This window comes from Planktothricoides sp. SR001 (genome assembly GCF_001276715.1).
In the GTDB taxonomy this organism is placed as follows: domain Bacteria; phylum Cyanobacteriota; class Cyanobacteriia; order Cyanobacteriales; family Laspinemataceae; genus Planktothricoides; species Planktothricoides raciborskii.
Genome location: NZ_LIUQ01000020.1, coordinates 104122 through 110121 on the forward strand (window position 1 = coordinate 104122; position 6000 = coordinate 110121).

Here is a 6000-nt window from a genome sequence, read left to right on the forward strand (position 1 = left end):
GTTTTTCATTGCTTTAGTCTATTGAACGATCTTCTAGGTTAATATTAGGTTGATAAATTGTTTTCAATCCGAGTAAAATTTTGCCGATACTCCAAGATGAATCTATATATAGAGAAGATGGATAAATATGCTATAATTAGTGTGATAATCAGTCATAAACTATAAATTAGTCATACCGGATACAGAAAAAGCTACATATTTAGATTTAGCTTGAGATTTAGCTTGAGATTCAGCTTGCCATAATGTTTTATCGAGAGAAAATACATAGCATAAATCCACAGATGCTTTCAGGGTGTAGGCGATCGCCTGTTCAAGCCGATTCAAGGAGATTCAAGCCTATTCAAGGGGATTCAAGCCGATTCAAGCCGGTTCAAGGAAGTGCTAAGGCGATCGCCATTTTTTCCAGATGTCTAATCTTTAATAATGCTCGACCCAATAATGCTCGATTCAGCCATGAAGTATTTCTTAGAAATGAGTAAATTAAATCTATGCTAACCTTAAATTTTGGCAAAAAAAAATGTCTCACCCTTTCAATGATAATCTCTCTGCCTCTGTTGTTGCAGCCATTGTTTAATCTACCTGGCTCGTCAGCCCAGTCAAGCCCAGAGATAGCTGTAGAGTCTGAAAATAATTCATCAGCAAATCATGGATCGGATAAATCACGGTCAAATCGATTAAATTCACCGCCGAGTGTTCCTGAGAGTCCTAATCCAAGTAACGATACATTCTTTAATCCCCCGAACAAAGGTGCCCCCAAAAGAACGGCGGATGCGGGCGCCCGTGGGCCTTGCCTGGTTTATGGTCAAGCACAACCCGTCACGCTTTTAATTCCCAATTATCAGAGCAACGATCCGACTGTAACGATCGCCGCATCGACGGTTTCTGACTATCCGACTTTATTATGGTACGTTCCTCAAGTTCCAGGGCTAAAATACGTTGGATTAACTTTAATCGAAGAACAAACAGAAGAGATCATCTACCAAACAACCGTACCCGTTCCTCCAGAATCCGGGATTATGCGCTTCAAATTACCCAGCAGTGAACCGCCTTTAAAAGTAGGCCACTGGTACGAGTGGTTTTTATCCGTTTCTAGTTCTGAGAATTCCGAAGCAATCTTCAATTCAGCCTGTTATGCTAATGCTTATATTGGCCGCCTGCCTCTGAATAGTCGTCAGCAAGAAGAGTTGAGCAACGCGGCGAATAATCCGCAAGCCCTGTGGAACTTTTATACCAAAGAAGTCATTTGGTATGATGCCTTAGCCACTTTAGATCAAATGCGCCGTCAAAATCTGGAAAATGAGAAAATTAATCAAACATGGCAAGCGTTGTTAGCATTCAGTGGATTGGCTGATTTATCCGCCTATCCTCCAGTAGATATGACTCACCCATAATTGAGCCTTGATTTTGAGCTTAATTAGCGGATTAGCCAAGAAAAAAACTTTTCCTTAACTAAATGCTGATTTTTGCTGATTTTTGCTGATTTTTGCTGATTTTTGCTGATTTTTTGCTGATTTTTGGGGCGGCGGTAGATTGCTTATCTTTTTATGGTTTTAACCGGGGAAGCTAGACGGGAGGGCTTCTGGTGGGAGATGCCGTTGGGGATTCCTCCCCGCCTCACCATTGAAAATGCCTTAATTATAAATTCCTCAATTCTTTTAGTATCTTTCTTTAAAAAAATTTTTTTCGGTTCCGGTGGTCTTTAAACTTGGAGTTATTGCAGGCTATTTAAAAAAGTGATATAATAAATATTTAGAAATCAAACATGATTGGGGCTAGTTAATCTCAGTGAATTCTCAGAAATCCTGAAGATTAAAGTAAAAAACATTCCGTATTAATACGGAGTTTATAATTTTTTTGACCTCGATCGCTGCTAAACGGCTTCAAATCAGTTAAATCTTAACTCAGTGTTTATGTTGCAAGTTAACAAGATTGCCGAAAAAGCAATTTTTGAAGCGATTGAAATTTAATGCCTCTCAAGTCAGGGTGAATATCAGATTCACAGGGAGAAGTACTCACTTTTGTTGATTTCTAGCCTTTATATCTCTGTTTATCTTTCTGTTTATATGTTTGAACTTATTTGACAAGGGTGCTTGAGGACGTATTTTCAAGTTGAGATGGATTAATAGAATCAAGGAGTGATCCCACGATGTTACACAAAAAATCACTGCAAAAAGTTGCCAATATTTCTGCCGGTGTCTTGCTGGGTGTTTTAATGAGTCCGCGCTTCTTCTCCCCCACGCCAGTTTTGGCCCAATCCGCTTCTAGCTATCAAGATCCTGATGGATCCTGGCTGGTGAGTGAAAGCTTTAGTCCGCCGAGTCGAGGCGCCCCCGCAAGAGCGGCTGATGGCGGTTCCCGGGGCTGTGGTTGGGAACCTGGGCAAAAGTTACTGACGCCGATGATTCCCGGTGATTCTATGGCTTTCACGGTGTCTGAGTATCCCAGTTTCTTTTGGTATGTACCCACACCCAGCGCATTAGATCAGGGTTCGGCGCAAAAAGCCGCCTCGGTTAGATTTGTGCTGATTGATGATAACCAAAATATTGTGTATCAAAAAAAATTATCGGCTCCTTCATCAGGGATTATGAGTCATAAATTGTCCCCTGACGATGCGCCAGCTTTGGCCGAAAATAAACAGTATCGTTGGTTGGTGTCGATGGTTTGCGATAGCGAGGATCCGAGTGCAAATCCCTTAGTTGATGGGTGGGTGGAACGGATTCCCTTGAGTAAGGAACTGCAAGCCGAGTTAGATCGGGCAACGGAGAGCGATCGCCCCTCGATTTATGCCCGCGCCGGCATTTGGCATGAAGCTTTAACCAGTCTGGCTTACCTGCTTTACCAGCATCCTGATGATCCGGTGATTCTCTCACGGTGGAATGAATTTTTACGCTCAGTGAACTTGGGCGAATTCACTCAAGAACCCCTGATCTGGCCTGAAGTGATTGTTAAGCCACAGCCTGCCACGGAGATGAGTTAATCAAGTGAGTTAAACCGATGAGTTTAATATATATATATTGAATAGATTTCGAGGATAAACCATATATGTCGTTACGGGTAGTCAGAAATCACGGTCTTCTCGTTGCCGCTATGGGCTTGCTTCCGGGGATGATTTGGCAGCCAGTGGTGGCTCAAACCATTGTTCCCGGTGGAGATACCGGCACTCAGGTTATCCGTAACGGCGATCGCCTCGACATCCAGGGCGGCGCCCTCTCAGGGGATGGCAGCAACTTATTTCATACCTTTGAGCAATTTAATGTCCCCACAGGAGAAACCGCTAACTTTCTCTCTGCCCCCCAAATTCAAAATATCTTAGGTCAAGTGGTCGGGGGCAATGCCTCGATCATTAACGGCATTCTCCAGGTGACAGGCAGCAATGCCAATTTATTTTTACTCAACCCAGCGGGAATTGTCTTTGGCCCGAACGCTACACTCAATGTCCCAGGGGCTTTTACCGCTACCACCGCCAACGGGGTGGGTTTTAATGGGGGCTGGTTTGGTGGCACCACTAATGATTATCAAGCCCTAGTAGGCAGTCCCAACAGCTTTATTTTTGCTACATCTGCTACATCACAGCCTGGGGTTGTGTTTAATGCCGGAAATCTGGCGGTGGGCGATCGCCAATCTCTGAATTTAATTGGTGGGATGACCGTCAATACGGGGTCACTTTCTGCCCCAGGGGGACAAATTACCATTGCCGCAGTTCCCGGAGAAACAGAAAATTTAGTCTTAGTCCGCATCAATCAATCCGGGATGCTGCTGAGTTTGGATATCTTACCGTCGGAATGGACTGAAGCGAACCAGAATCCATTCTTAAATTCATCTTTAAATCTGATTAATCCCCTGACATTACCGGAATTACTGACCGGCGGTAATGTCAGTGATGCCACTAATGTCACCATAAACCCTGATGGCACCGTTTCTCTGACGGGTTCCACAGTCCGTATTCCTACGGAAACCGGCACAACCATTGTCTCAGGTCAGGTATCCGTATCTACGGAGCAGGGTGCTGGGGGCAGTGTGACGGCGATCGGGGACAAAGTAGGGGCGATCGGCGCCCAAATTGATGCATCGGGTAGTCTGGGGGGCGGTGATGTCAGAATTGGCGGAGATTATCAGGGTAATGGGCTTTTACCCACGGCTGCCAGAACTTTTGTGAGTAATGATGCGATGATTCGGGCGGATGCGAGTTCGGGCAATGGCGGTCGGGTAATTGTTTGGGCTGATGAATTAACGGGATTTTATGGCCAAATTTCTGCCCGGGGCGGGGAGAATTTCGGCAATGGTGGCTTTGCGGAAGTTTCCGGCAAAGAAAACCTGATTTTTAATGGCTTGGTTGATTTAACTGCCCCCAATGGTATTTGGGGCACTTTGCTACTTGATCCAAAAAATATTACGATTTCCAATGCGGCAGATAGTGACCCAGAGTTGGCGAGTGATTTCGTGAATACTTTAAAGAACACTCCTGGGAGTGAAGATATTACAATTAGTGTTGCCACCCTGGAAAAACAATCAGGGGATATTGTCCTGGAAGCTACAGATAATATCACCATAGCCCCTGGAGTTTCTTTAACCTTTAACTCCGCTAGTTCGGTGACATTTACTGCCGATTCAGATAACAAAAGTGGCGGTGCTTTTTCAATGGATCCGACGCAATCCATCACTGCTTCTGGAGCCGATGTGGAAATTTCGGGAGCCCAGATTACTGTAGGAACTATTGATACATCAGGCAAAGGAACGAACTCTCCCGGGGGAGATATTACCCTGACTGCTAATGGCATCCTGAATGCTAATAGCGGAAATATTACTACGGGTCAACTGAATTCTAGTGCTACAGGTAATGCGATCGCCGGAACTATTAGCCTGACCAGCACAAATGGCGATATTACCGTTAACGCTGATGTTAAGGCTAACGAAGCTGCCGTGAATTCATCTAACACAGATCAGGGTACTAGCGGCAATATTATCCTCACAGTGAATGAGACGGGAAATATTGACATCACCAATGCGACTTTAAACTCTTCTACCAACAAGGGCACAGCGGGAACAATTGATCTAATTACCCAGGGCGGAGATATTACTACAGGTGCTTTGAATGCTGGGGCAGCGAGTGGCACCGCCGGGGATATTAATATTGATGCGGCCAGTGGATTAGTGAATATAAACGACGATGTGTCGAGCAATAATCTAACAATAAGAGGTGCAGAAATTGATTTTACTGGAGGTCCAAACTTTGTAGACAAAGGAGAAAACAAAGGAGAAAGAATTTTAACGTTAACACCATGGCCGGATAATCCAAATATTGAGATCGGATTATCCCCTGATAACACAGCGAACACACCAGCATTGGATATATCCCAAGAAGATTTAAAAGCTATAGCCAGTGGTTTTAATAAGATTATTATTGGTGACCCTGAAGTTGATCTCACAGGCACCATCACCCTAGGACTGGAAGCAACTTTTCGATCTCCCGTTCAGATTCAAGGTGGATCAACTCTAGTCCTGCAAAACCCAGAAAGCACCTGGGATCAGGACGCAGAGAATAATGGCACCGTGACTAATCCCGACGTGGATTTTTTCAAGATTGAGACGGTCGAAGGTGGCAAGAAAAATCCTGTTCCTGCTGCGGCGCCAGTCCAGGAAAGCCCGCCATTGGATCTGCAATTTGTCTTGGATCAAGATGCCAACGACTCCTCAGACACCACTGGTTCTGCCTCACCCACCCAGGTTTCTCAGGCAAAACCAGAAACAACCAACACTTCACAATCCACTGATGCTTCGGCAGCTACCCCGGTTTCAGCCCCCACACTGGAAACCGCTACAAATCCACCACTCCCGCAACCGGCAACAGAATCCATTGTGGTTTCTGAACCCACCCCTGTGAATACGACCCCAGAAATCCCAGCACCAGTCGAAGCGATCGCCCCACCAATCACCGAAGCGATCGCCCCACCAACCACCGAAGCGATCGCGCAACCAACCACCGAAGCGATCGCCCCACCA

General features: G+C 45.2%; 4 protein-coding genes. 3 read left to right on the forward strand and 1 reads right to left on the reverse strand.

The window, feature by feature from the left end:
• Positions 1-159: 159 nt before the first annotated feature.
• On the reverse strand, positions 160-324 hold the full coding sequence (locus AM228_RS32620) for a hypothetical protein (protein ID WP_156331772.1): 165 nt from the start codon (positions 322-324) through the stop codon (positions 160-162).
• A gap of 164 nt (positions 325-488) precedes the next feature.
• Between AM228_RS32620 and AM228_RS13875 the strand changes: the two genes are divergently transcribed.
• From AM228_RS13875 to AM228_RS13885, 3 genes are all read left to right on the forward strand, one after another.
• On the forward strand, positions 489-1391 hold the full coding sequence (locus AM228_RS13875) for a DUF928 domain-containing protein (RefSeq protein ID WP_054466700.1): 903 nt from the start codon (positions 489-491) through the stop codon (positions 1389-1391).
• Between the two features lie 755 nt (positions 1392-2146).
• Entirely contained in the window at positions 2147-2977 is an 831-nt protein-coding gene (locus tag AM228_RS13880; protein WP_054466701.1) for a DUF928 domain-containing protein, read from the forward strand.
• A 65-nt stretch (positions 2978-3042) separates the two neighbouring features.
• The coding region (locus tag AM228_RS13885) for a filamentous hemagglutinin N-terminal domain-containing protein (RefSeq protein ID WP_156331773.1) at positions 3043-6000 on the forward strand (2958 nt) is incomplete at its 3' end.